Origin of the sequence: Glycocaulis abyssi, assembly GCF_041429775.1 — a bacterium.
Taxonomy (GTDB): Bacteria; Pseudomonadota; Alphaproteobacteria; order Caulobacterales; family Maricaulaceae; genus Glycocaulis; species Glycocaulis abyssi.
This window is the reverse complement of record NZ_CP163422.1, coordinates 17,497-42,485: the sequence shown is the minus strand read 5'-3', so window position 1 is coordinate 42,485 and position 24,989 is coordinate 17,497. Positions and strand designations below refer to the sequence as shown.

Annotated in this window: 28 protein-coding genes; 18 read left to right on the top strand and 10 right to left on the bottom strand. The window is 65.8% G+C overall.

What is annotated here, in order from left to right; genetic code table 11:
- Positions 1-45: 45 nt before the first annotated feature.
- On the top strand, positions 46-609 hold the full coding sequence (locus AB6B38_RS14210) for a MucR family transcriptional regulator (protein ID WP_144253281.1): 564 nt from the start codon (positions 46-48) through the stop codon (positions 607-609).
- Positions 610-772: 163 nt separating this feature from the next.
- Here the strand turns inward: AB6B38_RS14210 and AB6B38_RS14205 are convergent, their stop codons facing one another.
- From AB6B38_RS14205 to AB6B38_RS14185, 5 genes are all read right to left on the bottom strand, one after another.
- Entirely contained in the window at positions 773-3,892 is a 3,120-nt protein-coding gene (locus tag AB6B38_RS14205) for an efflux RND transporter permease subunit (protein WP_144253280.1), read from the bottom strand.
- Positions 3,893-3,905: 13 nt separating this feature from the next.
- Complete coding sequence (locus tag AB6B38_RS14200; protein WP_144253279.1) at positions 3,906-5,051, bottom strand: efflux RND transporter periplasmic adaptor subunit; 1,146 nt, start codon at positions 5,049-5,051, stop codon at positions 3,906-3,908.
- Complete coding sequence (locus AB6B38_RS14195; RefSeq protein ID WP_144253278.1) at positions 5,048-6,361, bottom strand: TolC family protein; 1,314 nt, start codon at positions 6,359-6,361, stop codon at positions 5,048-5,050. The genes AB6B38_RS14200 and AB6B38_RS14195 overlap by 4 nt, the downstream gene beginning before the upstream one ends.
- Positions 6,362-6,424: 63 nt before the next feature.
- Positions 6,425-6,760 (bottom strand): hypothetical protein, encoded by a 336-nt coding sequence (locus AB6B38_RS14190; RefSeq protein ID WP_144253277.1) that lies wholly within the window; start codon positions 6,758-6,760, stop codon positions 6,425-6,427.
- Positions 6,761-7,011: 251 nt separating this feature from the next.
- The gene (locus tag AB6B38_RS14185; protein ID WP_371395229.1) at positions 7,012-7,281 is read right to left on the bottom strand and encodes a helix-turn-helix transcriptional regulator; all 270 of its coding nucleotides are present in this window, start codon (positions 7,279-7,281) and stop codon (positions 7,012-7,014) included.
- Positions 7,282-7,414: 133 nt separating this feature from the next.
- On the opposite strand from AB6B38_RS14185, the gene AB6B38_RS14180 reads away from it, so the two are divergent.
- The gene (locus tag AB6B38_RS14180) at positions 7,415-8,152 is read left to right on the top strand and encodes a LuxR family transcriptional regulator (RefSeq protein WP_144253275.1); all 738 of its coding nucleotides are present in this window, start codon (positions 7,415-7,417) and stop codon (positions 8,150-8,152) included.
- 78 nt (positions 8,153-8,230) lie between these two features.
- Positions 8,231-9,007 (top strand): acyl-homoserine-lactone synthase, encoded by a 777-nt coding sequence (locus tag AB6B38_RS14175; RefSeq protein WP_144253274.1) that lies wholly within the window; start codon positions 8,231-8,233, stop codon positions 9,005-9,007.
- Between the two features lie 37 nt (positions 9,008-9,044).
- Here the strand turns inward: AB6B38_RS14175 and AB6B38_RS14170 are convergent, their stop codons facing one another.
- Positions 9,045-9,935, bottom strand: coding sequence for an endonuclease/exonuclease/phosphatase family protein (locus AB6B38_RS14170; RefSeq protein ID WP_371395228.1), 891 nt, complete (start codon positions 9,933-9,935; stop codon positions 9,045-9,047).
- Positions 9,936-10,446: 511 nt separating this feature from the next.
- Between AB6B38_RS14170 and AB6B38_RS14165 the strand changes: the two genes are divergently transcribed.
- The 7 genes from AB6B38_RS14165 to AB6B38_RS14135 are packed head-to-tail and all read left to right on the top strand — an operon-like array spanning position 10,447 to position 16,869.
- Complete coding sequence (locus tag AB6B38_RS14165; protein WP_371395260.1) at positions 10,447-11,235, top strand: peptidylprolyl isomerase; 789 nt, start codon at positions 10,447-10,449, stop codon at positions 11,233-11,235.
- Entirely contained in the window at positions 11,232-12,413 is a 1,182-nt protein-coding gene (locus AB6B38_RS14160; protein WP_371395227.1) for a hypothetical protein, read from the top strand. The genes AB6B38_RS14165 and AB6B38_RS14160 overlap by 4 nt, the downstream gene beginning before the upstream one ends.
- A gap of 29 nt (positions 12,414-12,442) precedes the next feature.
- Complete coding sequence (locus tag AB6B38_RS14155; protein WP_371395226.1) at positions 12,443-13,036, top strand: hemerythrin domain-containing protein; 594 nt, start codon at positions 12,443-12,445, stop codon at positions 13,034-13,036.
- Positions 13,033-13,665, top strand: a complete 633-nt coding sequence (locus AB6B38_RS14150; RefSeq protein WP_371395225.1) for a carbonic anhydrase — start codon at positions 13,033-13,035, stop codon at positions 13,663-13,665. Before AB6B38_RS14155 ends, AB6B38_RS14150 begins: the two co-directional genes overlap by 4 nt.
- Complete coding sequence (locus AB6B38_RS14145) at positions 13,662-14,282, top strand: molybdenum cofactor guanylyltransferase (protein ID WP_371395224.1); 621 nt, start codon at positions 13,662-13,664, stop codon at positions 14,280-14,282. Before AB6B38_RS14150 ends, AB6B38_RS14145 begins: the two co-directional genes overlap by 4 nt.
- Complete coding sequence (locus tag AB6B38_RS14140) at positions 14,279-16,036, top strand: aspartate aminotransferase family protein (RefSeq protein WP_371395223.1); 1,758 nt, start codon at positions 14,279-14,281, stop codon at positions 16,034-16,036. The genes AB6B38_RS14145 and AB6B38_RS14140 overlap by 4 nt, the downstream gene beginning before the upstream one ends.
- Positions 16,033-16,869 carry a cupin domain-containing protein gene (locus AB6B38_RS14135; RefSeq protein WP_371395222.1) on the top strand — a complete coding sequence of 279 codons (837 nt, stop codon included), beginning with the start codon at positions 16,033-16,035 and terminating at the stop codon, positions 16,867-16,869. Before AB6B38_RS14140 ends, AB6B38_RS14135 begins: the two co-directional genes overlap by 4 nt.
- 9 nt (positions 16,870-16,878) lie before the next feature.
- Here AB6B38_RS14135 and hemN read toward each other — a convergent pair whose 3' ends face one another.
- From hemN to AB6B38_RS14115, 4 genes are read right to left on the bottom strand one after another with little or no spacing between them, the layout of a single operon-like run.
- Entirely contained in the window at positions 16,879-18,219 is a 1,341-nt protein-coding gene (gene hemN / locus AB6B38_RS14130) for an oxygen-independent coproporphyrinogen III oxidase (RefSeq protein ID WP_371395221.1), read from the bottom strand.
- Complete coding sequence (locus AB6B38_RS14125) at positions 18,216-18,638, bottom strand: YbaN family protein (protein ID WP_371395259.1); 423 nt, start codon at positions 18,636-18,638, stop codon at positions 18,216-18,218. Before AB6B38_RS14125 ends, hemN begins: the two co-directional genes overlap by 4 nt.
- Positions 18,638-19,363 carry an NnrU family protein gene (locus AB6B38_RS14120; protein WP_371395220.1) on the bottom strand — a complete coding sequence of 242 codons (726 nt, stop codon included), beginning with the start codon at positions 19,361-19,363 and terminating at the stop codon, positions 18,638-18,640. Before AB6B38_RS14120 ends, AB6B38_RS14125 begins: the two co-directional genes overlap by 1 nt.
- Positions 19,360-19,797: an Rrf2 family transcriptional regulator gene (locus AB6B38_RS14115; RefSeq protein WP_371395219.1), complete on the bottom strand. Its 438-nt coding sequence runs from the start codon at positions 19,795-19,797 to the stop codon at positions 19,360-19,362. The genes AB6B38_RS14120 and AB6B38_RS14115 overlap by 4 nt, the downstream gene beginning before the upstream one ends.
- Before the next feature lie 102 nt (positions 19,798-19,899).
- Between AB6B38_RS14115 and AB6B38_RS14110 the strand changes: the two genes are divergently transcribed.
- The 8 genes from AB6B38_RS14110 (at position 19,900) to AB6B38_RS14075 (ending at position 24,987) form a co-directional block, all read left to right on the top strand.
- Positions 19,900-20,349 (top strand): group III truncated hemoglobin, encoded by a 450-nt coding sequence (locus tag AB6B38_RS14110; RefSeq protein ID WP_371395218.1) that lies wholly within the window; start codon positions 19,900-19,902, stop codon positions 20,347-20,349.
- 1 nt (position 20,350) lies between these two features.
- Positions 20,351-20,839 (top strand): hemerythrin domain-containing protein, encoded by a 489-nt coding sequence (locus AB6B38_RS14105; RefSeq protein ID WP_371395217.1) that lies wholly within the window; start codon positions 20,351-20,353, stop codon positions 20,837-20,839.
- A 53-nt stretch (positions 20,840-20,892) separates the two neighbouring features.
- Positions 20,893-21,690, top strand: coding sequence for a molybdate ABC transporter substrate-binding protein (gene modA / locus AB6B38_RS14100; RefSeq protein WP_371395216.1), 798 nt, complete (start codon positions 20,893-20,895; stop codon positions 21,688-21,690).
- Complete coding sequence (gene modB, locus AB6B38_RS14095; RefSeq protein ID WP_371395215.1) at positions 21,683-22,354, top strand: molybdate ABC transporter permease subunit; 672 nt, start codon at positions 21,683-21,685, stop codon at positions 22,352-22,354. The genes modA and modB overlap by 8 nt, the downstream gene beginning before the upstream one ends.
- Positions 22,344-23,423 carry a molybdenum ABC transporter ATP-binding protein gene (gene modC / locus AB6B38_RS14090; protein ID WP_371395214.1) on the top strand — a complete coding sequence of 360 codons (1,080 nt, stop codon included), beginning with the start codon at positions 22,344-22,346 and terminating at the stop codon, positions 23,421-23,423. The genes modB and modC overlap by 11 nt, the downstream gene beginning before the upstream one ends.
- 253 nt (positions 23,424-23,676) lie before the next feature.
- Positions 23,677-23,976 (top strand): hypothetical protein, encoded by a 300-nt coding sequence (locus tag AB6B38_RS14085; protein ID WP_371395213.1) that lies wholly within the window; start codon positions 23,677-23,679, stop codon positions 23,974-23,976.
- Complete coding sequence (locus AB6B38_RS14080) at positions 23,973-24,416, top strand: Spy/CpxP family protein refolding chaperone (protein WP_371395212.1); 444 nt, start codon at positions 23,973-23,975, stop codon at positions 24,414-24,416. The genes AB6B38_RS14085 and AB6B38_RS14080 overlap by 4 nt, the downstream gene beginning before the upstream one ends.
- 16 nt (positions 24,417-24,432) lie before the next feature.
- Positions 24,433-24,987 (top strand): RNA polymerase sigma factor, encoded by a 555-nt coding sequence (locus AB6B38_RS14075; protein WP_371395211.1) that lies wholly within the window; start codon positions 24,433-24,435, stop codon positions 24,985-24,987.
- Positions 24,988-24,989: the final 2 nt, after the last annotated feature.

Below are 24,989 nucleotides of genomic sequence, written 5' to 3'. Positions count from 1 at the left end.
GAGATCATCGGCTGTTTTCTTAAGGACTTTCGAGGGGGCTATTCCATGACCACGCCGTCGACCGAGAATATCGTCTCTATGACGACGGAACTCGTCAGCGCCTTCGCGGGCAGCAATGCCGTGCCGGCGGGCGATCTGCCGACGCTCATCCGTGATATCCATGCGACGCTGGACGCTCTGTCCAGGGATGAACCCGAAGACCGCGGACCGACGCTCAAGCCCGCGGTGTCAGTCCGCAAATCGCTCGCCAGCCGCGATCACCTCCTCTCCCTGATTGACGGCAAGCCCTACAGGACTCTCAAGCGGCATATCGCGGCGCACGGCTTCACGCCATCAACCTATCGCGCCGAATATGGTCTGCCCGCCGACTATCCGATGATCGCGCCGTCCTATTCCGAGGAGCGCAGCGCCGTCGCCAAGGCGCGCGGACTGGGCCGCAAGCCGACGCCGCAGCCGCCAGGTCAGTCCACGCCCTCCCTCCAAGCCGCAGGAAAAAAGGCAGCGGCCCCCGGCAGCAGGACGGCTCGACAAGGCGCTGCCAGGCCGGCAGCGTCATCCCGCACCGCCGCCTCGAGGAAAGGCGGACGTCCCCGGAAGGCGAAGCCCTGACAGGGATCTGCGCCACAGGCTGTCCCAGGTGCAGATCCACCCGGTGAGGTCGACGCGACCAGCGATCCAGGCCCCAGGCTGACCATGGCCAAAGCCTGTTCCCGATCCAAGGCGATCCCGCCGGCAGCGGCCAGCCCGGTCACCGGAGGCGCCGCCGACCCTGTCATGACGCCGGCGCCTCCTTCGCGGGGGCGAGCGTGTCTGATCGCGCGTCCGGACCAGGCGCAAACCAGCGATGCAGGGCGGGAAGGACCAGCAGCGTCAGCAGAGTCGAACTGACCAGCCCCCCTGTCACGACGACGGCGAGCGGCCGCTGCACTTCCGCGCCGACGCCGGTCGCGAACAGGAGCGGCGCCAGGCCCAGCGCCGTTGTCAGCGCCGTCATCAGCACCGCGCGTGCACGAAGAGACGCGCCTTCGACAGCCAGCGCGTCGCGGTCGCGGCCCTGCCGGGCGAAGCGGTCCAGGAAACTGACCAGCACCATCCCGTTGCCCAGCGCGATACCGAACAGGGCGATGAAGCCCACGGTGGCTGGAACCGATACCGGCAGGCCGGTGACCCACAGCGCGAGCGCCCCGCCGGTCAGCGCCAGCGGGATGTTCATCAGGATCAGCAACGCCGAACGCGCCCGGCCGAACGCCAGCAGCAGGATCAGCGCCACGATCCCGAGCGTGACAGGAATGACCACTGCGAAGCGGCGATTGGCCTGCTGTTGAAGCTCGAACTGTCCGCCCCACGCCACGCGATAGCCTGCCGGCAGGTCCAGCTCACGGTCGATGGCGGCCTGCCCGTCACGCACGAACGAGCCGATGTCGCGACCGCGGACATTGGCCTGGACCGCGATGAATCGCTCGCCATCCTCGCGGGTGATCTGGCGCGGGCCGACCTCTGTGCCGATCACGGCGATCTCGTCGAGCCGGACCAGCGCGCCGGAGGGCGCGCGCAGCGTCAGCGCGCCGATCGCCTCGGGGCTGGAGCGCCGCGTCTGCGGATAGCGCAGCACGACGGGGAAGCGCCGTTCGCCTTCGAACACGGCCCCGGCCTGCTGCCCGCCGACCGCCGTGCCCACCAGCGACAGCGCGTCCTCGATGGAAAGGCCGTGCCGGGCCATGGCCCGGCGGTCCAGCTCGATACGCAGCTGAGGCGCGCCGGTGATCTGGTCGGCCTGAACGTCCGCCGCGCCGCGGACGCCGCCCAGAATCGCGGTCATGCGTTCGGAAGCGCTCAGCAGAACGTCCGGATCCGGGCCGTATATCTTCACAGCCAGCTGGGCGCGCGTGCCGGTCACCAGTTCGTCCAGCGCCATCGCGATCGGCTGACTGACATTGACCATGACGCCAGGGAAATCCGACAGGTCTTCCGACAGGCGCGCACGCAGGTCCGCCGGGCTGAGGCCGCCGCGCCATTCGGAACGGGGGCGCAGGCCCAGGAAGATTTCCGCGTTGTTGACCGGATCGGCGTGGGCGCCGATTTCGCCCCGGCCCACACGCGCGACAGCCAGTTCCACTTCAGGAAAATCCTCCAGTATGCGCCGCTCGAGGCGGCTGATGACCGCCTCGGCTTCGGTCAGGGAGATCGAGGGAGCCATGGTCGCGCGGATGGTGATGTCACCCTCTTCCAGCACAGGCGTGAATTCCGACCCCAGCCGGGGCAGGACGGCGGCGCCCGCCGCCAGCATGACCAGGGCCAGCCCCACCGCCAGAGAGCGGCGGCGCACGAACAGGCGCGCGGGGCGGGACACCATCCGTCCAATCCGGCCGCCGCCCTCGCCGGGGCCCTGGCCGTCGCGGGGCGGACGCATCACGAGGGCCGCCAGCGCTGGCGCGACCAGCGCGGCGTAGACCAGCGACCCGGCCATCGCCATGGCCGCGGCGGCCGCCAGCGGGCCGAACGTCTTCCCCGCCGGGCCGTCCAGCGCGAAGATGGGCAGGAAGACCACGATCACCACGCTGACCGCGGCCACCAGCGGCCCGACCACTTCTGCCGCGGCCGCAGCGACCGCCGCGCGGCGGGAGGCGCCGGGCCGCTCTTTGAGCGTCCGGTCGACATTCTCGGCGATGACGATGGCGCCGTCGACCATCATGCCGATGGCGATGGCCACGCCCCCCAGCGACATCAGATCCGCGCTCATGCCCAAAAGACGCATCCCGATGAAGGCGACCCCTGCGGAAAAGGGTATGGACAGAACAACGACGAGGCTGGGCCGCCAGCCGCCCAGGAAGACCACGATGACGATGGCGACCAGAAGCGCCCCCTGCCACAGCGCGGAGGCCACGGTCGCGGACGCCTGGGTGACCAGCTCGCCTTGATCGTAATACGCGGTGGCCGTCACCCCCTCGGGCAAGGCGGCGTTGATCTGCTCGAACCGGTCGCGGATCGCGTCGACCACTTCAGCGGTGTTCGCGCCATGAAGCTTCAGAACCAGCCCGGCGACCACCTCGCCCTCGCCGTCCGCGGTGGCCAGGCCCTGACGCGGGCCGCCGCCGATCTCCAGCCGCGCCACGTCCCGCACGCGCACGGGCGCGCCGTCCTCGGAGCGCAGCACGATCTCGCCCAGGTCCTCGAGCGAGCGGGCCAGCCCCACCGCCCGCACCGAATACTGCTCCGCGTCGATTTCCACGATGTCCGCGCCCGCCGTGCGGCTGCCGTCACGGATCGCCTGCTCCACATCGCCGATATTCAGCCCGTAGCGCAGCAGCGCCTGGGGTTCGACGATGATCTGGTATTGCTTCTCATAGCCGCCCAGCGAGAGCACCTCGGCCACGCCCGCCACGCTCTGGAGCGGGATCTTGACCAGCCAGTCCTGAATTTCGCGCATCTCGATCAGGTTGCGCGCGCCGCTCTCGTCGACGAGCTTGTAGTACACGACGATCCCCAGCCCGGTGGACACCGGCCCCATGCGCGGCTCGCCGAAGCCCTCGTCCATCTCCTCGCTGGCGCTCGCCAGACGTTCGGAAACGACCTGTCGGGCGAAATAGATGTCCGTGCCGTCCTCGAAATAAATGTTCACGATGGACAGGCCGAAATTGGAGATGGAGCGCATCTCCGCCACGCGCGGCAAACCCGCCATCGCCCGTTCGAGCGGCGCGGTGATGTAAAGCTCAACCTCCTCGGGCGCCAGGCCGTCGGCGATGGTGTAGACCTGCACCAGAGACGGCGAGGTGTCGGGGAACGCGTCCACGGGCAGGCTGCGGAAGGCCCAGGCGCCGCCTGCGGACACGGCGAGGATCAGCAGCACGGCCAGCAGCCGCCCGCCCGTCACGCGAGTCATGATCGAGTTCATGGCAGTATCCTCCTCAGTGCGCGTGGCCATCGTCGAAGCCGGACTTCTCCAGCTCGGCCCTCAGGGTGAAGGCGCCCTCGGTCACGAAGGCCTCGCCCGGCTGCAGCCCGGAGACGATCTCCAGATGCTCGCCCACCCGGCGGCCGGTGACGACCATGCGGGCGTCGAAACCGTGATCGTCGGGGGTGAAGACGGCCCAGCCTCCCTCATAGGGCTGAACCGCCCGGGCCGGCACGAACAGCCCTTCCTCGACCGGGTCGGTCTCCACACGCGCGGTCAGGAACTGACCCGCCCGCAAACGCCCGTCCGCATTGTCCAGCGGCGCCCGCGCAATGGCCGTGCGGGAGGTTTCTGAAAGCTGAGGCGCGATGAACCCGATCCGCGTCACGGCCAGCGCCGCGCCATCGTCTTGCAAAAGCGTGACCCGCGCCCCGGAGCGCACGTGCGCGAGCTGTCCGGGATAAACCGCGATGTCCGCCCACAGCGCATTTTCGTCAGCGATCATGAAGGCCGGGCCCGCACCCACGTCCACCGACTGGCCCAGCGCCAGCTCCCGACGCATGACCGTGCCTGAAATCGGCGCCGTCAGACGGTTCACGCCCCGTTCGGAATCCGGCCCGTCCGCTCCCGCCGCGCGCAATCCGGCATCGGCGCTTCGCAGCCGGGCCGAGGCGGCCTGCTCGGCCTCGCGCGCGGCGTCGTGCTCGGCCTGGGACGCGATTCCCTGCTCAAGCAGGCGCCGCTCGCGGGCGAAGGCCGTCTCCGCCAGTGCCAGGGCCGCCTCCGCGCTGCGCCGTTCACCAGCCAGCGCGGCCAGTTCCCGGCTGTCGAGAACCGCCAGAACGGCGCCGGCTTCCACCCGGTCGCCTTCGGAGGCGTTCAGAGCGCGCACGACCCCGCTCACGCGGGGGGCGACCAGAGCCACCCGATCCTGATCGAAGCGGATCTCGGCAGGCAGGTCGATGACCTCTGCGGGCGAAGACAAGCTTGCCTGAACCGTCTGTATGCCCGCATCGCGGGCGGCCTGGGCGTCCATCTCGACATGGTCGTGATCATGCTCGTGACCGTGATCGTCGTCATGGTCCGCCCCGCCAGGAGCGCAAGCGGACAGGAGCGCCATGGCCAGAAGCGGCGTGGCGACGAGGATGCGGGCGCTCATGGGCGGCCTCCGGAAACATCAGACTGCGTGAAAGGGGGATAGCCGCCCAGGGCGAGCAGCGTGTCGCGCGCTCCGCGCGCGTCGCGTTCGGCGTCGACCCGACGGGTCTCGGCCTCGATCAGACGCCGCCGGGCGTCCAGGAGCAGGGTCAGGCCGTACCGGCCCTCGCGATAGGCTACCTGAGCGGCGGTGAAACCGTCCCGGGCCGCGGGCGCGGCCTCATCGGCCAGAACACGCGCGCGCGTACGGGCCGAGACAGCCTGGGCATGGGCGGCGCGCACCCGTCCGGCCAAACGGAGGTCCAGCGCGGCGGCGGAAACCTCCGCTGCGCCTGCCCGGAGGCGGGCCGCCTCCCGGCCGCCCTGATTGCGGTCGAAGAGCGGCAGGGGCACGCTCACTCCCGCGATCAGCGCACGGTCGTCGGTGTCGCGATAGCTGCGCATTCCCAGCCTGACGGTGATGTCGGGGTAAGCCTGGGCGCGGGCCAGCGCCGTTTCTGCGCGGCGCGCCTGTCCCGCCGCGCGGGCCGAGACCAGCTCCGGGTGGGTCTGGATGCGCGTCACCGCCTCTTCGACAGGCGGCAGGGCCGCGTCCGCCTCTGCAGGCTGGAGGGGGCCGAACTCAGCTTCTCCCTCGCCCCACAGGGCGGCGAGCGCCAGCCTCAGCCCGGAAGCCTCGGCCCGGGCGGCTTCCAGGTCGGCGCGGGCGGCGGCATGCTCGGCTTGCGCAGGCGCCAGATCAATGCGCGGCGCGCCGCCTTCCTCGATCCTGCGGCGCACCGCTTCGCTGACCTCTCCGGCCAAGTCCGCGGCGTCTCCGGCCAGCGACGCGCGGGCCTCGGCGGCGGCAAGATCGTGAAACAGGCCCGCCGCCTCCAGCAGCAAGCCGTGACGCAGGGCCGCGCAGTCTGCCGCGCTCGCGTCCGCCCAGGCCTCTCCCGCTGCGCGGGCGCGCGCCAGACGGCGGCCCAGAGGGAGGGGCTGGGCGATCGACACCGTGGCCTCGGAGGCGCCGAACGCCCGCAAGCCCGCGCCATCGAACTCTTCAAGATCGACCTCGATCTCGGGATTGGCCAGACGCCCGGCCTGACGCGCCTCGGCGCGCAGAGCCAAGGTTTCCAGCGCCGACGCCCTGAGCTCGGGCGAGGCGGCATCCACCGCCCGCAACGCGGCGTCCAGCGTCAGCGGCGCGCCCGCCACGGGGGCGGCCGCCGCGACGGATACGCCGTCGCAAAGTCCGGGGGCGGCCTGCGCCGCGCCCCCGGCCAGCGCGGCGGCCAGAAGCCCGCTGCGCAGCCATGTCGTGATCATGAGAAAACTCCGGTTCCAACCTGTCAGGACGTCCCCGCGCGAAGTGGGAACGGCGGTGGCAGGTCAGATCATCGGAGGCTTCAGGCCGGGCGGATCGCCCCGGCTGGCATAGGTGTCGGACAGCCGCCCGGCTGCGGGCGCGGCGTAACGCGGAGAAAAAACGGAGACCGGCGCGGATCCTGCCAGCCAATGAACATGGCATGGCGCCGTCTTGCAGGGCGCATGGCTCTCGCAGCCGTCGAGATCGTGGGTGTGGTCGGAAGCGTGCGCATGGCTTTCAAGATCGCCGTGCGGCGTCTCCACGATCGCATACGCAGATGCAGAAACCGACACGATGAGCCACAGCCCGGCCAGGAGGGCATGGGCTGCGCTTCGAATGTTCGATCGGACACGGCTCATGCGTCACCAGAATGACGGCGTCGTCAAAACGACCACGGCTCATCCTAGCACCTGCCAAAATGGAAAAGAAGCAGAGTGCGGCAATCTGACCGCATCCGCGCGTTCAAGCCTCAGAAATGCGAGCGGGCGGTACAGCGGTCTTTCGGAATCAGGGGGCGGCTGGCCCTGGCGCTCCCGGCGGTCTCCGGCGCGCCGCATCCCATCATCGACAGTGCTCAACGGACACGGCGGACACGTCCGGGTTTCCGTCGTCAACGCCGTCCCGAGCAGATCGGGAGCTGCTGATCTGGCAGATCGGCGTAGAAGGACTGGATCGGAACCTCAAGAAAGAGCGCGATCCGGTTGAGCAGCGCCGCGCATATCCGCGCGCGCCCCCGCTCGAAAGCGGTCAGCTCCGCAAACCTGATCGACACCGCACTGGCCAGCTCGATCTGAGAGCAGCCCCGCATCTGTCGATACAGCCGTATCCGGCCGCCGAGCAGCGCCGTTTCGGCCATGACCTGCCGGCCCCCATCGGTCATTGGTCGCATGATGTCCAGCCCGACCCAGAGAAAGTGCCGTGTGGATAGTATCGTATTGAAAGTGAAATCCTAGGTTCAGAATCAAGGCAGATTACCCGTCAAATTGAGGATCATCCCAATCCGGAGGCGTCGGATGGACGGGGTCAGGCACGCAGATATCGGATCGGAGGCTTTCTCCTTCCTCCAGCGCATCGAGAGCCATCGCGACATGGCCTCCCTCAACGCCGCCTTCCGCAGCCGCATCGCTCCGTACGGGTACGATCACTTCATCCATGTCGCCATTACGGGACCCGGAGGGCGGCCCGTCGAAGACGCGCTCACCGGCGTCTGGGATCCCCGCTGGCAGAGCCGCTATTTCGGTCAAGGCTATGGGGCTCTCGATCCGACCGTGCACCGGGCCACCCGCCACCCGGCGCCGTTCACCTGGAAAGACGTGCAGGCGTCGGCGAGGCTCACTCAAAGCCAGCATGAGTTCTTCGAAGACGCCGAGTCCTATGGAGGACGTGACGGCGTCGTCACCCCGCTGCGCTCGCTCGATGGGTCCTTCGGCCTGGTGACCGTGTCGGGCCGCGACATCGATGACAGCCCGGCCGTGCGCACGGCGCTCCATGTGATGTCGCTTTATTATGCCGGGATGACCAAAACCCTCAGGCGGCGCACCATCGAGGGCAGGGGCGGCCTGACCCCGAGGCAGAGGGACATCGTAGCGTTCATCGCGAGCGGCTACACCCAGCGTGCAACCGCCGATCGTCTGGGGCTGGCTGACAAGACCGTGGAGCAGTATCTCGCTGCGGCGCGGATCCGGCTCAACGTGAAGACCACGGCCCAGCTCTGTGTCGAGGCCATCCGTCTCGGCCATATACAAATTTGATGAAGGGAAATCCCGGCGTTCGGAGAATCGCGCAGGCTGCTGGAGTGAACGGGTTCAGCAACCTTAAGGGGATGACCCATGCGCGTTCACATCGTGACACCAGCCAATCGCGGACTTTACGGGGTACAGCTCGAACAGATGCATCGCCAGCGCCGGGAGGTCTTCATCGACCGGCTCGGCTGGTCGGAGATCGATACGGGCGAAGAACTCGAGCGCGACGAATTCGATACGCCTGACACCTTCTATCTGCTGCTCTTGGGCGATATCGGCGAAGTCCTCGGCTCCGCCCGCCTGCTGCCGACCTGGAAGCCTCACCTCTTCGAAACCACGCTCGGCGACTTCCTGAGCGACCGGGAGCGCGCCCGCGGCGCGGGGATATGGGAGGTGTCGCGCTGGATCGCGGGGCCGGGCTTTGATCCGAAGACCGACAAAGTCTGTCGCGCGCTGATGTTCGCCGCACTCGCGGAATTCGGCCTCCATTTCGGTGCCACCGCGGTGGTCGCGTCCGTCGATGAAACCTTCATGGCCTACTTTAAGGAAATCGGTGTGCCGATCGAGACCTTGGGCGGACCGGTCAGTTACGGGCAGGGGCAGGGGTATGCCGTGCGGTGTGAGGTCTCCGTCGCCGCCCTGCGCGGCATCCGCGCTCTGATGAAGCTGAAATCTCCCGCTGCGTTCAGCGCTGGCGCGTTTTTGGATGACAGGGCGAATGACCCTGTCCGCTGGGCGATCCTCGACCGCCTGCTGGAGGTCGAAAACCGGTCTCATCTGGAGAGCCTGTTGGGCGCGATCCATATGCTGACCGAGGCAGCGCTTGGGCCGGTAGAGCCAGAGACCGTCCGGCGCAGGGCTTGATAGGGCACGGGGCGGGCCGCTGGCCTGCCCCGAAGCGTCAGCGCCGCAGATCAATCAGAATCGGACAGTGGTCGGAGGGCCGGTCGCCGCGGCCATAAGTGGTCTCGTGGAAGGATCCCTGGATCTTGCGGCCCTGAGCGTGGTTATTGAGTATGAGGAAGTCGATGAATTCGCCATAGCGCGGATCGCATTGGGGTCGGATCCCCGGACCCGCGACATGCAGCGGGTAAGGATCGCCGTCATTGAGCTCGCTCCAGACCAGATCCGCGTCCAGTTCGAGGCGCCGGTTGAAATCGCCCCCAACGATGACCGCGCGGCCCATAGCGCTCCGCGTGTCGATCCAGCCTTCCAGAACCTCGATCTGGCTGAACAGTGTCGGACAGACATTGGACTCCTCGCCCTCATGGCAGCCCGACGCGAGATGCAGGCTCATGAGGTCGATCGGCTCATTGTCGAACACCGTGACGGCGACGCCATGGCGCATCCGCCCCGCGCCTGCTACATCGAGCGCGTCCAGATCGGGGATGCGGCTGTGCGCGACGCCGTCGCGCACAGCGACCGCCGTGTTCTGGGCCCGCAGTCGGCTGCCGTTGTCCCGGCCGCGGCAGAGCGGGTACTCGCCCACCGCCTCACGCTCCTCGACATGGAAGCTCCAGCCCTCGCCGAACACGCGCTCGAGCGCGGCCTCTCCATCGATCTCCTGAAGCAGCCAGACATCGGCGTCGACCGCCGCGATATAGTCCGCCACCAAGTCGAGCGCGGCCTCGTCGCGCGGCGCGCAGCCCGCCCCGGTCTCAGCGGTGAGATGTTCGATGTTCCAGGCCGCGACCCGTAAAGTGTCCGAGGCGCGTTCCGGCGCCCGGGCTCCGTCCTGGCCACATGCCGTCAGCAGGAGCGCTCCGCATGCCGCCGCCCAAAGATGTCTCATGACTGCCCCCTGAATTGATCCGCCCCGCCTGCACCGAAATCTATCGGTTCGGGCGAACCGACTGAAACCACCCCAAGAGCGCCCACGTCAAGGAAGGCCTGGGGGTATCCGTGTTGGGGCGCACGTCCAGCGGGGCCTGGCAGGCTGGACAGCGTTTCGTGCGTGCAATGGCCTCAACGGCCGACGCCTGGAACGGGTCGCGGACCGGGCCCCATGCACGGGGCTTCCGGCATCCCTGAGGGCAGGTCAGGAGCCAGCGCTTTCCTTGTGCTTCATCCATGATGGCGAGTATCACCGCCACTGGCGGTCAACGCAAAATGCGTTGTTCAAGCCTCGAACCAGCTTCTGAGTAGGCGTTCTTCGAGCTAGGCCACCGAGATAGGGATAAGTGTCATTCTGCGGACCATTCCGACCCTCACAGCGCATCCGGAGATTTTGGGATAGCGCCGAAATCCAAATCCTTCCCGAACGTTTTAATCCATCTTAGGCGCTGAGCTAACACCTTGCTGGGATTAAGAATTCGAGTTCGATATGCATTCACGAAGCGGAGCCTCTGGAGGGGGACGCCGACGAGCAGGCTCTGAACTCCGCCCGCCAGACCCTCGCCGATCTCAACGCCGGGCGCCGGTTTGAGGATCTGGCCCTGACCCGTTCAGACTGCCCGTCAGGCAAGTCGGGCGGCGTGCTGGGACAGATGGAGACCGGCGATCTGGTGCGCGAGGTCGAAGCCGCTTTGGCCGCGCTGGAGCCCGGGGGCATTGCGCCGAAGCCGGTGCGCTCTGCCTATGGCTGGCACGTCCTCAGACTGGACCAGCGGGCGGGGGGAGCGCTTCTGCCCTATGAGCACGTGCGCGAGGCGATCCGCATGCGCATTGATGCGCGCTCCTGGGCTTTGGGGGCTGCGGAATACGCTGAACGTCTGATGGCGGCCTCTGCACATGAGGGCATCGCTATCTCGCTGTCCGAAGAGGGTGAGGTGGGCGCACCTGCGATATCGCTCGGCACGCTCATGTCCGCCGGGCCGGAGCTGTCAGAACGTATCGAAAGCTGGCTGGCGGGCACCGATCCGGAGTTGCTTGCTGCGGTGAAGGATGCTGCCTCCGACGACGGCGTGGCTGGTCTGGTTCAACGGGCGTCCAGTGCTTTCGTGCGTGAGGCGGATGATAGCGCATGGAGCACGCTGATTTCGGCGGCACAGGACAGTGACGATCCCGTGCTGGGCAGTGTCCGCGTTATCTTGCGCCGGTCACTGAAACCGGCCCGACCGGCTGTAACGCTCATCAGAAAGTCCGGCCCATGATCATGGGGCTGGCCCTTGCGCTGACAATGTCAGGAGCGGAAGCGCCGCAATCTCCGCTGCCGGGTACATGGCACGGGCATGTCCGGTTGCGCTACGAGCATGTCGCCCAGGATAGTCTCGCCCGCGATGCTGACGGGCTGACAGCGCGGCTGCGCCTTGGCTGGCAGGTGCCGGTCAACCCCTCGCTGGAGTTTCTTGTCGAAGGCGAGGCCGTTGGGGCGCTGATCCGAGATTACAACGACACGATCAGCGGACCGGCGGATCGCCCGATCATTTCTGATCCTGAAGCTGTGGAGCTCAACCGGCTGCAGTTGCGCTGGAATGCGCGACCCTCGTTGAGCGTCACGCTGGGCCGCCAACGCATTATCGTCGATGATGCGCGCCATATCGGTAATGTCGGTTTCCGCCAGAATGAGCAGACCTATGATGCCGTGCGGGTGCAATTTGCCCCGCAGGAAGGGCTCTCGGCGAGCTACACCTACATAGACAATGTGTACCGAGTATTCGGCCCGAGTAGCCCGGCAGGCCGGCTGCGTTCTGACAGCCATCTGCTTCAGGCGGCAGCAGCAACGCCGCTCGGGCGCTTAACGGCTTATGGGCACTGGTTCGACTTTGCGAATGCGCCCGGGATGTCCTCACGCACGCTGGGCGGACGGCTGGACGGTGAGTGGCCGATGACCGGCGAGTGGGCCGGTCAGTATACGCTCGAAGCCGCTGAACAGACCCCGCACGGCCCGAACCCGGCGCAGTTCTCGCACCAGTATTACCGTGCCAGCCTGACTGCGGCCCGGTCCGGCGCTTCCTATCAGGTCCGCTATGAGCAGTTGCGCGGTGATTGCGCGACGGCCTTCCAGACGCCGCTCGCGACCCTGCACGCCTTTCAGGGATGGGCTGATGTGTTCCTCACCACACCGCCGGAAGGGCTGGAAGATTACTCATTGCAGGCCCGCTGGACACTGCCTGCGCCGGGAGAACGCCGCGCGCAGCTTGCCCTGACCGCGCACGAGTTCCGTGGCGGCGGCGGTGCCGGGTGGTTCGGACGGGAGTTTGACGCCATGGTCCGCACGGGGCTGTGGCAAGGCTGGGACATGGAGCTGAAGGCTGCGCTTTTTGACGGGCGCGGCTCCCGGTTCGCAGACCGTGAGAAGTTCTGGGTGACGTTGGAGCGGGCCTTTTAGCGTGCCCGTGTAGAAGTGGAAGTCCGGTCATGACACGTGACAATGACGCTTTGACACGCCTGCCTGTCATCGAACCGATGCCGGTCGATCTGTTGCGGGAGCCGCTGAACTGGATATTCGCCGAGCATCACCGGCAGCGTCAGCTTTGCGATGGGCTGCAGACTCTCTCACGTGTGCCAACGTTCCATGCCGCGCTGATTGCCAGCGTTCTCGACTATCTCGAGACCGACTTGAAAATGCATCATATAGATGAGGAAGAAGATCTGTTTCCGCTTCTAAGGCGGCGTTGTCTGCCGGAGGACGAGATCGAGCAGGTCCTGGGCGCGCTCGCCGCAGATCATGTCCGTGAAGAAGCCAACGCACATATTGTCTGCGAAGGCCTTCAGAAGGCCTTGGAGAGAGGCCACCCGCCTTCCGGGGATGTGAGTTTTGGCCGTACGTTGAGGGCCTATTCTCACGATCTGCGCCACCACCTTGCCATTGAAAATGCGGTCGTCTTGCCGATTGCCCGGATACGATTGGAGCAGGCGGATCTGGACGGTCTGAGTCATAGGATGGCGGCCCGCCGGGGCATCAAGCTGAAGGCTTTGGGCGTGCCAGTTGCCGAAGGGAGCCTGCCATGATTGAGGACCTTCTTGAGGCCAATCTGGAGATTTTCACGGACTGGAGGCAAAAGCACCCGCACGAGGACGGCCTGTCAGCCCAGGGCCGTCAGGCTGACACGCTATGGCTCACCGCGACAGACAGCCCACTGTCACCGGCCGCCCTTACCGGAAAGGACCCAGGGTCTTTTGCCGTCTTGCGCACCCCAGGCGCGCTGATCAATCCGGTTGATCTTGCCTGCGTGGCGGTACTCGATATGGCGCTGAGAAACATTCAGGTTAGCCGGATCGTTGTCTGCGGGCATTACGGGTGTGCGTCGATAGGCCAACTATCTGCGGGAGATTCTGGTGATGTTGGTCCACTGGCACACTGGCTATCGCCGGCTCGCGATGAGGCAGCGCGCCATGATGCGGAACTTGCACTGATCACCAGTACACAGGCTCGGGCAAACCGTCTGTGTGAGCTTGTCGTTGCGGCGCAGATACGTTCACTTGCCAGCAGCCCTCTGGTCGCGGATGTCTGGCGGCGGCGGCGTCCGCTTGCGTTGCACGGGCTGATCTATTCGCTCCATGACGGACTTCTGCGCGAGGTGTGTGACCCCGTTAACGGGGCAAAGCAGGCCCGCGCGCTGGTTGGCGGTACCGCATGAACCACACCTTTGCCATTGCGGTATTTGCTGGCGGACTGGGCACACGCATTGGCGGCAACAAGCCGTCACGCCTGCTGGCGGGCAGGCCGCTCGCCGACCATGTGAAGGACCGCGTGAGCCGATGGCGTGCTCCGCTCTGGGAACTGGTGCGGCAGGCCGGGCAGGGCGGTCTCGGAGGCTCGGAAGAGATATGTGATGCGAGCCCGCCGGGTGTCGTGCTGGAAGGTCCGCTAGCCGGGCTGTATCCGGCGCTTCTGCGGGCGGAAGCAGAAGGCCGGGATCTGCTGACCGTGCCGGTGGACATGCCCTTCCTGCCTGATGATCTGCCAGGCAGGCTGGGCGCTGCTCTGGTTGGCGAGCGCGGACCGGTGTGTGCCATGGCGCAAAGCCAGGGCAGGCCTCATCCGGTGTGCACGCTGTGGCGCGGCCCTGTCAGCGGCCTGATTGCCGAGCAGGCCTTTGCTGGCAATTTCAGCCTGAAAGCGCTCGCGGCGAGGGCAGGGGTGCGCCATGTCATATGGACACAAGCGCCCGATCCATTCTTCAACATCAACACGCCGGAGGAACTGGCCGAAGCCCAGGTGCTACTGGCTGCAGCTGACCGGAAGGTGTCATGACCCTTGGTACACGCGATCTGCCCGCCCATGGCATAGACAGCGCAGGCTGGTTTCCGGGGCCGCGTGCCGAACACGCCGCCTGGCTGCGGGATGCGCTGGCGCGCTCGCTTGACACGTGGAGTGCCTGGCGGCGCGACGCTGGTGCGGGGGACCCTTCTGTCTGGCCTGACGGGCAGCTGCCCGATGACCAGCATGAACAGATTGATGCCGCCCTGCAGACGCTTGCCAGACGGCTGAGTGGAGAGACCGCGACCTTCTCGCCCCATTATGCCGGGCACATGGTGTCGGATGCCAGCATGCCAGCCCTGCTGGGCCATGTGCTGGCGACCCTGCACAATCCGAACAACACCTCCAAGGAAGTGTCGCGTGTCGGCACCCAGATCGAGGCTGAGGCGATTGCCATGCTGGCGCGCATGATAGGGTTCGATCCGGCTCACGCGCGCGGACACATGACCTCGTGCGGAACCATTGCTAACTTTGAAGCGGTGTGGCGTGCACGCTTCCGTCTCGACCACTGGCTCTCGCTGGCCTTATGGCTGGCCGAGACGCAAGGCGAACGGCTGGACGTATTTGCCGCCGCCCATATGGGCTGGCCGCGCTATCATACCCTTCGCGAGCGCCATGCTCCGCCTGAAGACGCCCTGCGCGCAGCGAGCGCGGTGGCGGGTAATCCGGCGGACACCTTTCGCAGGATTTCGCGCGCTTCGGGCCGGGAATATCTCGGCCCGGTCGTGATGGTGCCGGAGAACAAGCATTTTTCCTGGCGCAAGGCGGCCAATGTGTTCGGCCTCGGCGAAGAGGCCTTCCGCGGTGTCGGACTCGATGCGCAGGGGCGCCTGTGCCTGAAAGCGCTGGAGCACGAGGTGGAGAAGGCCACTGCGCAGGGCCGCCCGGTACTTGCTGCCGTCTCGGTAGCCGGGGCGACCGAGACCGGCAATTTCGATCCCGTGGACGGTGTCTGTGACCTGATGGAGCGCTGGCGGAGGGAGCGCGGCTGGCGCATCTGGCATCATGTCGATGCGGCTTATGGCGGCTTTTTCGCGTCCACGCTCGGCGCCGGGGCGACGGCCCTGTCTGACGTGGCGGCAAGTGCGCTGGCGGCCATCAGGCGGGTAGATTCCATCACTATCGACCCCCACAAACTGGGGTATACACCCTATGCCTGCGGGGCGTTCCTGGTACGCGATGCACAGCGCTATGCCGTGTCCAGCTTTGCGGCGCCCTATCTGGAGCGCGCCCATGTCAGCGATGATCTATGGAGTGCCACGCTGGAAGGCTCGCGTACATCGGCCGGCGCTGCAGCGGTATGGATGACGGGCACAACCATCGGTTTCACGCCGGACGGTTTCGGCCGCATACTGGAAAACGCTGTTGAGGCCCGGCGTGCGATCATGCACGCCGCCATGAAAGCCTGTCCTGATCTACGTCTTTTGGATCCGTGCGATACCAATATCGCCTGTTTCACAGTGGCGCGTACAGGTGAACCCTTAAGCGTCGTGAATGCCGGCAGCGAGGCGCTTTACGAGGCGTCCGTGCAGGGCGGGCGCTTCACCCTGTCCAAGACGCACTTTCCCCTGAGCAGCCATGCCGGGCAGATAACGCGCCATGTGGAACAGTGGGGCGGCGATTTCGATGCTGACGGGCTGACCGTGCTGCGCTGTGTCTTCATGAACCCCTATCTGGAGCGCGAGACCATGCGCGCACACGTCGTGGAGGACATGGTGACGCTTCTGTCGGGAGCCGCGCCTTGTTGAACCGTCCGCATATAGAGTTTATCCAGGCTCAGGTACTGCCCTGGAAGCGCATCGGACCAAGGCTGGCGCGTCCGGACGCCGAGTTCAAGTTTCTCAGTCGCGACCCTGATGACGGCGCCTGCTCGATCCTGATCCGCTATCCGCCCGGATGGCGCCGCGAAGGGCCTGAGCATATCGAGGCAGCCGAGGAGTTCTATGTCCTTGATGGCATGATCGAGCTCAATGGCGATACCTTCAGCCATGATGTGTACGGCCATGTTCCTGCCGGAACGACGCGGTGGTCCATGAGCGCGCCGCAAGGGGCGGTGGCGCTGACCTTTCTGGACCGCGAGCCGGTTGTTCATGCAGGAGAGGGGAACACCCTGCCGGTTACGCGCGTGGACGCTCTGCATACGCCCTGGGACATGACACTTAACGACTCCCGGCTAGCCCATCTGGGGATAAGCCGGAAGGATCTGCGCCTTGATCCGCAGACCGGAGAGCGCACCTTCCTGTCCATGGTCCTGCCCCATTCCGAGCCGCCCGGCAGCAAGGGGCCGCAGGAGCATCACCCGGTCGTGGAAGAGTGCTACATGATCAATGGGCAGCTGACCGGCCCGCACGGCACCATGGCGCCCGGCGCGTATTTCTGGCGCCCGCCCGGCATCCCTCACGGGCCGTTCGGGACGCGCTGGGGCTGTGTGATGTTGATCCGGTTCGTCGGCGGCCGGCATGTGAATGTGTGGAGCGAAGGCGATGCGCCCTTTGACTTCAACGCCCCGTACAAGCCGGTCCTGCCTAGCGACATGGCAGAGCTGGCTCGCGAGCCCTGGCATGCCCCGCCGATCTACTAGCCCTTGCGGCTAGACCGACACGGAGTGACGCGCTGTACTGCGCGGCAGATGAGCGTCGAACGCAGCGGCTGCCAGCCGCGCCAGCGGGCGATAAGCGGGATTGATCCGGATCGCGGTCCCGGTGCGCGTGAGAATGCCGGCCGTCTCGAGCGCTTGCAGATCGATCTCTGGCACCGGCATGCCTTCCCGGCGCGCAATGGCCGCCGGATCGGCGGTAAGATAGGTCATGAGCTGTTCGATGATGGTGCGGCGCACCCGATCATCATCCGTCAGCGCAATGCCGCGCGCCACGGGCAGGATACCGGCTTCCACCGCTGCGCCCCAGCTGCGCACATCGCTGGCATTTTGCACATAACCCTGCGGCGACGCCCCGATGGCCGATGCGCCAAGCCCGATCAGGGTTTGTGCCGGGTCGGTGGTATAGCCCTGAAGATTCCGGCGCAGCGTGCCGGCATTGAGGGCTGCCGCCATCGGGTCCCAGGGCCGCGCGTAATGGTCGATCCCGATCATGCGGTAGCCATAATCGGTGAGGACTGTCTCTATGGCGTCGGCCTGGTCCAGACGTGCACCTGCGCCCGGCAATTCGGCTTCGTTGATGAGGCGCTGGTGCGCCTTCATGTGCGGCACATGGGCATAGCCGAACACGGCCAGACGGTCCGGTTCCAGCTCGGCGGCGGCTTCGGCGCTGGCGATGGCGCTGGCAATGTTTTGCCGGGGCAGGCCATAGAGCAGGTCGATATTGATGGCGGGTACTCCCGCCTCGCGCAACCTGTCGAAGGTGATGGCAACCAATTCCCACGGCTGGATGCGGTTGATTGCTGCCTGCACGGCCGGGTCGAAGCTCTGCACGCCAGTCGAGGCGCGCGTGAAACCGTTGCGGGAAAGCCCGTCCGCATCGGCGCGGGTGAAATGACGCGGGTCGATCTCGATGGCCAGCTCGGCTTCGGGAAGAAAATCGAAGCGTGCGCGCACGGCCTCCATCAGCCCGTCGATCTGCTGGGGTGACAATATGGCCGGCGTGCCGCCCCCCATAGCGAAATGGGAGATACGCATCCGACTGGGCAGCCTGTCAGCTACAAGTGTGAGCTCGGCCAGCAAACGCTCCATATAGGCGATGATCGGGCCGTCCTGTGTGGTCGCGCGCGTATTGCAGCCACAATACCAGCATAGCTGTCGGCAATAGGGGATGTGGATGTAGAGCGAAACCGGCTCGGCGGGATCCAGAGCGGATAGCCAGCGCGCCTGGTCCGCCGGGCCCACACCCGTGTGGAAATGCGGGACCGTGGGATAGCTGGTATAGCGCGGCGTGCGTGTTTCAGCGAAGCGCAGAAGGGTTTCACGGCGGGTCATGGCATCAGGCGTCCTTCAGGCGCGTATGGTGCGGATCTTGTTGTGGAATGCCGCCGCCGGGTCGGGCGGCTCAGTATGAAGGCAGCGGCACATGTCATGACACCCGCCTGTGTAGCCAAGGCCCAGACGGGCACTCCTGCGAGCCATGCAATCAGGGCTGAGGCGAGCATGGATAGCAGCGCCATAAGTTTTACGGATCGGCGGATCGCGCCGCCTTCCCGCCAGTCTGCGAGAACGGGGGCGATGCCCGGGCGGGTCTCTATCCAGTTCTTCAAGCTCTCTGATGACCGCGAGAAGCAGAACGCCGCCAGCAGTGCAAACGGCGTGGTCGGCAGTAATGGCAAGACGGTGCCTGCAAGCCCCAGCCCGGAACTCACCACGCCCAGGAATAGCCATAGCGGGCGGACCAGCAGAGCCATCATGGCAGTAGCCCTGTCAGGCGCGTGAACGGGTTCACTCCGAAGACGGGTGCATGCAGCCCTGCTAGCAGGGCGTAGAGGCAAAGGCCTGCCAGCAGTCTGACCGACGCGCCTGCCATCTCCATCCTGTCCACTCGCCAGTCCGGGCGCCATTTGGCCCGGATCAATGCCCCCAATGGCAGCAGGGATGTTCGCCTTGACAGATGCGGCCAGTCGTCACCGGCCAGACGCTTTGCGCGTTGGTCCAGCGCCAACATCCCGGCCAGCGCAAATGCCGCAAAGCCACCAAACAGCAAAGTGTGGGCGAGCGTGCCGGTAACGATGACATGGAAGCCGGCCCACAGGGCGAAGGCCCACAGGACAGGGTGGCGCGTGAGCCCGGCTATCCCCGGCCGCTCAGGGTCGAACCCGTCTGCCCGTCCGGCAATCGAGAACGGATTGCGCGCAAATGCACCAGAGCTGACCAGCAGGCAGGCGGCCAGCATCACCAGGGGCAGCGCAGCGTAGCTCCAGCCCGGTGCATACCAGAGGACAAGGCGCGGCGCGCCCGCAGCGGCGGCGAATAGCCATATGAGAATCAGTATGGAGACAAGTGAATAGACGGCGAGATAGGCCCTTTCTCCCAGCCAGCCTGCAAGACGGCGGCGTAGGGCAGGGCGGGCCGGGATCATGTGGGCCAGCAGGAAGACCGCATAGGCCAGAGCGAATTGGGTCCATCCGGTCATGCGGGCACCGCCGTTTTCAATCGGCACGGAATGGATGTCACGGCGCAATCAGATAGCGGTATCGCGTCCAGACTGCGAAGGAACGCGTCGCCCGCGCGCGCCAGATGCCCTTTCAGACGGCAATCGGGGCTGAGCGCGCATTGGCCACCGTCGGGCCGGAAACACTCCACCAGAGCCGCGCGCGATTCCAACGCGCGCACTACTTCTCCCAGGCTGATTTCATTGGCGGGACGGGCGAGACGAAAACCGCCTCCGGTGCCCCGCCGGGTTTCGATAAATCCGGCAGCCGCCAGATCGCGGACCACTTTCACAAGGTGATGGCGTGAGATGGCGTACTCGGCAGCAATCTCCTCGGTGGTGAAAAGCCGCTCGGGCTCACCCGCCAGGCGCATCAGTGCACGCAGCCCGAAATCGGTAAATGCGGTCAGGCGCATCGAAAAAGCCTTCCCTGTCAGCGGAATTCCAAAATAGCATTTGATATGCATATTACAATCGATATAATGCGCATATAATATGCCCCTTATAAGGAGGCCGTCATGCCCCTCCCTCAGCACGGATCGCCGTACAGCCCGTCCGGGCCGCCCCCTTCCGAAGCGGTTGATGAAGCCATGATCACCCGGCTGGTGGGGTCGTTTTACACCTGTGTGCGGGCCGATCCGGTGCTGGCGCCGGTCTTCGCCGATCACATTGAGGACTGGGACACCCATATCGAGCGCATGTGTGATTTCTGGTCGTCCGTCATGCTGCGCACAGGCCGCTATAGCGGTCGGCCCATGGCCGTACATGCACCGCTTCCTGTCACGGCGGCGCATTTCAAGCGGTGGCTGGCCCTGTTCGACATGGTCGCCCGCAAGACCTGTCCTGAGGCCGCCGCCGAGCAATTCATCGACCGCGCCCAGCGTATCGCCGCCAGCCTGCAATACGGCGTGGCGATGGCGCGCGGCGAATGCCCCTCCCGCGTTCAACTGGTTACTCATGGAGCCTGATATGAGTGTTATTGCCAGCCTTCCCGAAACCCTCGACCCGAAGCGGGAGCCGCGCGCCCTGATCGATCATATACTTACCCGTTATCACGAGACCCACCGGCGCGAGTTTCCGGAGTTGATCCGCCTCGCAATGCGGGTTGAGGAGGCACACGCAGGGCACCCCAACCTACCCGACAATATCGCATATCGGCTGAAGAAAATGCATGGTGAACTGGAGGCGCACATGAAGCGGGAGGAGCTGATACTCTTTCCGATGATGCGTCAGGGCCTCTTTGGGCGGCTGTCCGGTCCGATTACCCAGATGCGTCTAGACCATGAAGAGCATGACGCCATGCTGGGCGAACTGAAGGCATTGACGGGTGCCTTTCATGCGCCGGCTGGCGCCTGCGGCACCTGGCGGGCGCTCTATCAGGGGCTGGAAAAGCTCTGTACCGATCTAGAAGAGCATATCGCAATTGAGAACGATATCCTGTTTCCTGTCTTCGAATAGTGTAAGCCTTGCAGGCGGCCGGAAATGGCCAGCAGCTTGCCGGAGCGCAGGGTATGAAGGATGTATGGGCGCAGCGGCCGGGATGGCCGGTGGGGGCGGCGCTATTCGCCGGCCTTGTTGCGCTTATTGCGCTGCTCGCCTGGCCCAGATCTGCCGAGCCCGATTTCCGGGTGGCCGTGGCGTCGAGCTTTCTGGACGCTGCTGAGGCCCTGATTGCCGATTTCGAGGCGCAGACCGGATATTCGGCCGGGCTGTCGGCCGGAGGCAGCGGGCAAATCTACGCTCAGATCGTGCATGGCGCGCCGTTTGACGTGTTCCTGTCCGCCGACGAAGCCCGGCCCCGGCGCCTGGCCGATGAAGGGCGCGCTTCTGGTGTGCCCCAGACCTATGCGCTGGGGCGGCTCGCCCTGTGGAGCCCGGACCCGCAACGCGTCACCGGCGACATGGTTGAGCTGATCGCCGGTGACGGCTGGCATCGTATCGCTATCGCCAATCCTGACCTCGCGCCTTACGGCATGGCGGCTGTCCAGACGCTTGATGCGCTGGGGATAATCCTGCCGGCGGGACGGGTCGCGATGGGCAGCAATGCAGGCCAGGTATTTGCCATGACGGCGTCCGGCGCAGCCGATATGGGCATGGTGGCGCTCGCTCTGGTGGTCAGTCCGCGCAATCCGTCTCCCGGCTCGCGCTGGGAGGTACCGGAAACGTATCACGCTCCGATCCGCCAGGACGCGGTCCTGCTTCGCCGGGCGGAGGCAAACCCTGCCGCGCGTGCCTTCATGGATTATCTGGCCAGCGAACGCGCCCGTGCCATCATCCTCTCCAGCGGCTATGGCTGGCCCGATGCCTGATCTTGCGCCGGTCTGGCTCTCCATCCAGCTTGCGCTGGTCACCACAGTGATCCTGCTCGCGCTTGCGACGCCGCTCGCCTGGTGGTTAGCAAATACGCGCTCTGCGCTCAAGCCCGTCATCGAGGCGGTCACGGCGCTGCCGCTGGTGCTGCCGCCGACCGTGCTCGGCTTCTACCTGCTGCTCATGCTGAACCCTGAAGCGCCTATCGGGGCTTTCTGGGTGACCATGACGGGAGAAAGCCTCACCTTTTCCTTCTCCGGGCTAGTCGTGGCCTCGCTGGTCTATTCGCTACCCTTTGCGGTGCAGCCCCTTCAGGGCGCGTTCGAGGCGGTGGGACGCGGGGCGATGGAAGCTGCTGCCAGCCTGCGCGCGCGGCCGCTCGATGCCTTCTTCACCGTGGCGGTGCCGCTGTCGGCGCGGGGTTTCCTCACCGCCGGCGTGCTGACCTTCGCCCATACGATTGGCGAATTCGGCGTGATCCTGATGGTCGGGGGTAATATTCCCGGCCGCACGCGCGTCCTGTCCATTGCCGTGTTCGAGCATGTGGAAACGCTGCGATACCAGGAGGCCCATATCCTTTCGGCGGGCCTGCTCATCTTCTCCTTCGTGACGCTTCTGAGCGTTTACGCGCTGAACAGGCGGTACCGTATCCGTGTCGGGTGAGGGGCTGTATATTGACGCCCGGCTGGACCTTGGCGGGTTCAGCCTGAAGGCCGAGACCGGGTTTCCTGCCCGCGGCGTCAGCGCCGTGTTCGGGCCGAGCGGGGCGGGCAAGAGCTTGCTCCTGCGCCTGATCGCCGGGTTCGAGACACCGCGCGAGGGCGTTATCCGCTTTGGCGGGACAAGCTGGTTCGACAGCGCAGAGGGCACCAACCTGCCCGCCTGGAAGCGTCCGGTGGGCTTTCTCTTTCAGGACGGACGCCTGTTCGATCATCTTGACGTAGCCGGAAATCTCGACTTTGCGCGCCGCCGCGCCCGTGTGCCGGGCGTGCCAGGTGAGGAACTGATCGATGCGCTCGACCTGTCCGCACTGCTCACCCGGCGCGTGCGCGAACTGTCGGGCGGGGAACGCCAGCGCGTGGCGCTGGCGCGTACCTTGCTGTCCGGGCCTGAATTATTGCTGCTGGACGAGCCGCTGAGCGCGCTCGACCGCGCCCGCAAGCGCGAAATCCTGCCCTATCTGGAGCGTGTCGTGGCCATGAGCAGGATACCGGCCATTTATGTCTCGCACGATCCGGCTGAAGTGCTGCGCCTGTCTCACCATATCGTGCTGCTGGAGGGCGGGGTGATCCGTGCCGCAGGCAGCGCGCACGCGCTTTCAGGCGAACTGTACCGTGATGCCTCACCGGGCGAGCGGCTGAACGTGCTCGACGGGTATGTGAGCGCGGACAGCGCAGGCGAGGGCCTTGCCGCCATAGACACTCCCGCGGGGCATATTGTGGCGGTGCTGGCCGCGTCCCCGCCACCGGGCAGCCCGGTGCGACTCCTGATAGCCGCCCAGGATATAGCCATCGCCCTGGTGCGTCCGGCAGGGACCAGTATCCGCAATATCCTCCCTGCGCGCGTGCAAGCGGTGACCGAAAACACGGATAGCGGGCTCGCTACCGTCACGCTGGACCTGAGCGGCACGGTGCTGAACGCCTGTATCAGTCAGTCGTCCGTCAGCGCGCTCAGGCTGGGAACGGGCAAGAGCGTTTTCGCGCTAGTCAAATCGGTGCGGGTGGAGATTTAGACGGTCTGCCGATGCCCGGCGGAAGAGGCAGCGGGCGCCACTCTGGCGAGAGCTGTGTCCGGAGCGTTCCGCAATGCCGCGAGGAAGCACACTGACATCATGATCGCTTCTGGCGACGTCTTGAAATAACGGAAGGGGTTCATTCCCAAAGGCAAGAAGCCGGGCCAGGGCGCTTCAGGAAGTTTTCCCTGACATGGCTTCGAATTGAGGGAAATGTATACCCGCCGCGTAAAACAGCCAAAGGAGATCACCTATGACAGATCTTGACCGCGATCTCGAAACCTTGCGCCAGGCGCCGTCCGCCCGCCCGCTTGACGGGCTGGAGGCACGGGTCTGGCAGCGCATTGAGGAGACGCAGCGGCCTCGCGGGTTTGTATTTGCAGGCGCGCCGGCAGCGATTGCGCTGCATTCAGGCATTGGCGCCATCACGCTCGCGCTCGGGCTTGCTATGGGCGTGATGTCCGTCCCGGTGACGCAGGGCAACGATTTTGCTGTGTTTTCGGTTCACGCTCCGAACGCGCCCTCGACCATTCTGGGAGGGAAAGGGGCATGATGCGCGTTCGCCAGATAGCGTTGACCGCAGCTGTCGCCTTCATCGCGGGAGTGGCAGGTGTAGTAATCGGCAACGAGCTTGGCAGTGGAGCAACCGCCGAGCGTGTAGCCACAGTAAGCGCGATTATCCATGGCTCGCTGGACCTGACGCCTTCTCAACAGGAAACGCTTGACCGGATCGAGGCCCGTTATGCGGTGCGGCGCAGCGAGCTGGAGGCGGCCATGCGCGCATCCAATGCCGCGCTGGCCGAGGCGATGCGCGAGGACCAAGCCTACAGCCCGCGCGTGCGTGCGGCCATTGAGGATTTTCACGTTGCCATGAGTGCCTTGCAGGCAGCGACCATCCGGCATGTGTTCGAACTGCGCGCCGAACTGACCCCGGAGCAGGCTGAGATTTTCGACGCCGAGATAGTCCGCGCGCTGGCCGATGCCTCCGAGTAATGCCGATACGGGGGGCGTGACGGACGAAGACCTCGCGGCGCGTTCGGCTGCGGGAGACGAACCGGCCTTCACCGCCCTGATACGCCGGCTCAAGGAGCCGGCCTACCGCTTTGCCCGGCTGCACACCGGCGATCCGGACGAAGCCTATGATGTCGTGCAGGAAGCCTTCGTGTCCGCCTGGAAAAACCTTGCCCGGTACGACCCGTCACGGCGGTTTTCGACCTGGCTGTTCCAGATCACGCTGAACAAGTGCCGGGACCGCGCGCGCCGCAGGAAGGTCCGGCAGTTTTTCTATCACGCGCGCGATCTCGACCATGCCGCAAACCGGGCCGATACCGGCATGCCTGATCCCGAAGAGCAACTGGGAACAGGCCAGCAGGCGGCGCGGCTGGAAGCGGAAATCGGCGCGCTGCCCGAGGGTCTGAGATCCGCTTTCGTGCTGGCCGCGGTCGAGCAGCACTCCCAGCAGGAGACGGCCGCGATACTCGGCATCAGCCCCAAATCGGTGGAAATGCGGGTTTACCGTGCCCGCAAACATCTGCAGGCACGGCTGGAAAACCCCGACGCCTGAAC